Origin of the sequence: Sporosarcina ureae DSM 2281 (genome assembly GCF_000425545.1) — a bacterium.
Taxonomy (GTDB): Bacteria; Bacillota; Bacilli; order Bacillales_A; family Planococcaceae; genus Sporosarcina; species Sporosarcina ureae.
This window is the reverse complement of record NZ_AUDQ01000035.1, coordinates 1-2,200: the sequence shown is the minus strand read 5'-3', so window position 1 is coordinate 2,200 and position 2,200 is coordinate 1. Positions and strand designations below refer to the sequence as shown.

At 33.0% G+C, this 2,200-nt stretch carries 3 protein-coding genes; all 3 read right to left on the bottom strand.

Annotated features, from left to right (window positions below):
* Window positions 1–642: 642 nt before the first annotated feature.
* Complete coding sequence (locus H605_RS0116865; RefSeq protein WP_155979568.1) at window positions 643–1,017, bottom strand: hypothetical protein; 375 nt, start codon at window positions 1,015–1,017, stop codon at window positions 643–645.
* A gap of 269 nt (window positions 1,018–1,286) precedes the next feature.
* Window positions 1,287–1,550 carry a hypothetical protein gene (locus H605_RS0116860; RefSeq protein ID WP_029055260.1) on the bottom strand — a complete coding sequence of 88 codons (264 nt, stop codon included), beginning with the start codon at window positions 1,548–1,550 and terminating at the stop codon, window positions 1,287–1,289.
* A gap of 91 nt (window positions 1,551–1,641) precedes the next feature.
* On the bottom strand, window positions 1,642–2,064 hold the full coding sequence (locus H605_RS0116855) for a YrvL family regulatory protein (protein WP_476715117.1): 423 nt from the start codon (window positions 2,062–2,064) through the stop codon (window positions 1,642–1,644).
* Between the last annotated feature and the right edge of the window lie 136 nt (window positions 2,065–2,200).

Below are 2,200 nucleotides of genomic sequence, written 5' to 3'. Positions count from 1 at the left end.
ACTAGCTTCAGTATATAGAAAGTAGATTTTTTTTGTGGAAAACTGTTGATTCTTATTTGTTGAAAGCTGTTGAATCTAGTTTAACGTTTACATCCGTTTGGTGCGCAACAGTGGTTCAGTTAAAGCCTCAAAATATTTAACAGCCAGACATATATTTTTTGACTTTTGTTGATGATTTGATAATCAAATCGATAGCTATAAGAAATGAATATGAAATAACAGCAACTTTAATATTCCACATCCATGTTATCTCTGGGTCGAATAACCATTGCATAATGGTTACCAGTACCAAGAATACTAAACAAGTGGTTAGCCAATACTTAACAACCTGCTTTAACATATCCCAATCCACTTAACATTTCTCATTGATCTTCCCCCAATTATTTTATAAAGTGTTCTATTTTCTTATTAAGTAACATTTCAACTAGCTGAACAACATTTGATAATCCTAAGAAAAAGAGCATACTGAAAAGGAATATATACATATTTTTTGGTAAGGGACTTTCAAATATTAATCCTGATACAGAAACAAAGATAACTCGAAAGGCAAAGTAAATTGCAATTATGCTAATAAAAGACTTCAAGAAAAAGAACACTTTACTTTTTCTGTACTCTTTTTGAATTAAATCCATAAGCAATCTCTTATTCGCTTCTTTTCGGATTTTCATACCCTTCTTCCGAGGAATAGCCAACGAGATTCACATCACCATCTTCAACTATATACATATAAACGACTTCGAGTTCGTCTATGAATATTACTTCAACACCTGCCCGAGAAAAAGCAGATCTAGTAGCATGTCTACTTACCCAATCGTCTTCAGGATACGTTTTCTCTAAGTAGGCATTTACAATGTCCTCATGCTCATACCACTCTTGAAGCGATGACTCTTGTTTGTACATCACATAAAAAGTTTCGATCGATGCCACAATAATCGCTAGAACTAACAGGATAGTCCGAGCCTTTTTCCAAAAAAGTGCCACAATGAGCAACAATAGTATAGGTGCAACTAAAATCATGAAAAGGATCACACTACTCGGACTCAGAACGCATACCTCCTAAAAGTTACTTATTTCACAAAACTATAAGAATAATTCTCTGTCTTTTTCTGTTATTGCAATAACACGATAGCCGTTTGATAGATATTGTTGTGAAGCAGCATTTTAACGACCACAATCAACTGCTCAGCCTCATATACTTTTTTCTTACGATATTGGCCCTCATGTAGATCAAGCGCATTTCCTTGTTATAGAATTGCGCCCGTTTGTTTTAATGGATTCTCCAAAGTTTACACGTCTGCATTAATATCTGTCTCTCTTTTTCGAACGTCAGAAATTGTCTTTACAGACAAAATAACAAACAAAGCAATAAACCCAACTTTGAATCCTATTGACCATTCCCATGTTAAAGCTGAGAAGATGACTCCAAATGTAATGGCAACGTTGTATTGAATTTTAAAGGACCTTTTTGAAAAAATGTCGATAACGAAAAAAACAACAAATAAACTCATAAATAAACCTCTTAATACTACAAACAAAGTATTCAAATCCATACCTTTATTCCCCTTTAACAATCTGGCCCTATTGCGGTATTTGAGCATTTGCTTATAAAACAAACGCCCCGTTTGTGGAAACTAAAGTAGTTTAAGTATTAAATTTATCTCCTAATTCCTTGAACTCTTTACTTTCAACATCAGGTGGTTCGACATCATTTTCGCTTAATTTCCAACTTAAAAACCCAGAGATTAATGCGAATATAAATACACCTTGTATAGAAATCTCAATATTCTCCATAAAATGATCAAGTAGCCCGATTAATGTAAATGTAAGACTTATATTTAGAATGAAAACCAGCCATCCTTTACTTGACTTGATAATCCCCACAGATTTCAAAGCTTTCGGGATTGCATTTGTAATAAGTGAAAGAGGTATTTCAAAGAAAAGATATAAAACAAAGAAAAATAGTAAAGCACCTATTGAATCATACTGTAATCCAAGTAATCTTAGAAAAATATAGTCAAAAAAAGTAATGGCGAGCAAAATGATTAATACGATAGACGTACATATGAAGAATGTTTTTATTTTTTTTATAGTGAATTCCTCCTTACTATGTAAGCGTCAAAACGTGAACACATATTAATAGAAGAAGATTCGTGAGATACTCCTCCCATAGAACATGTTTTGGGAGGGATTTCTTTGAAAA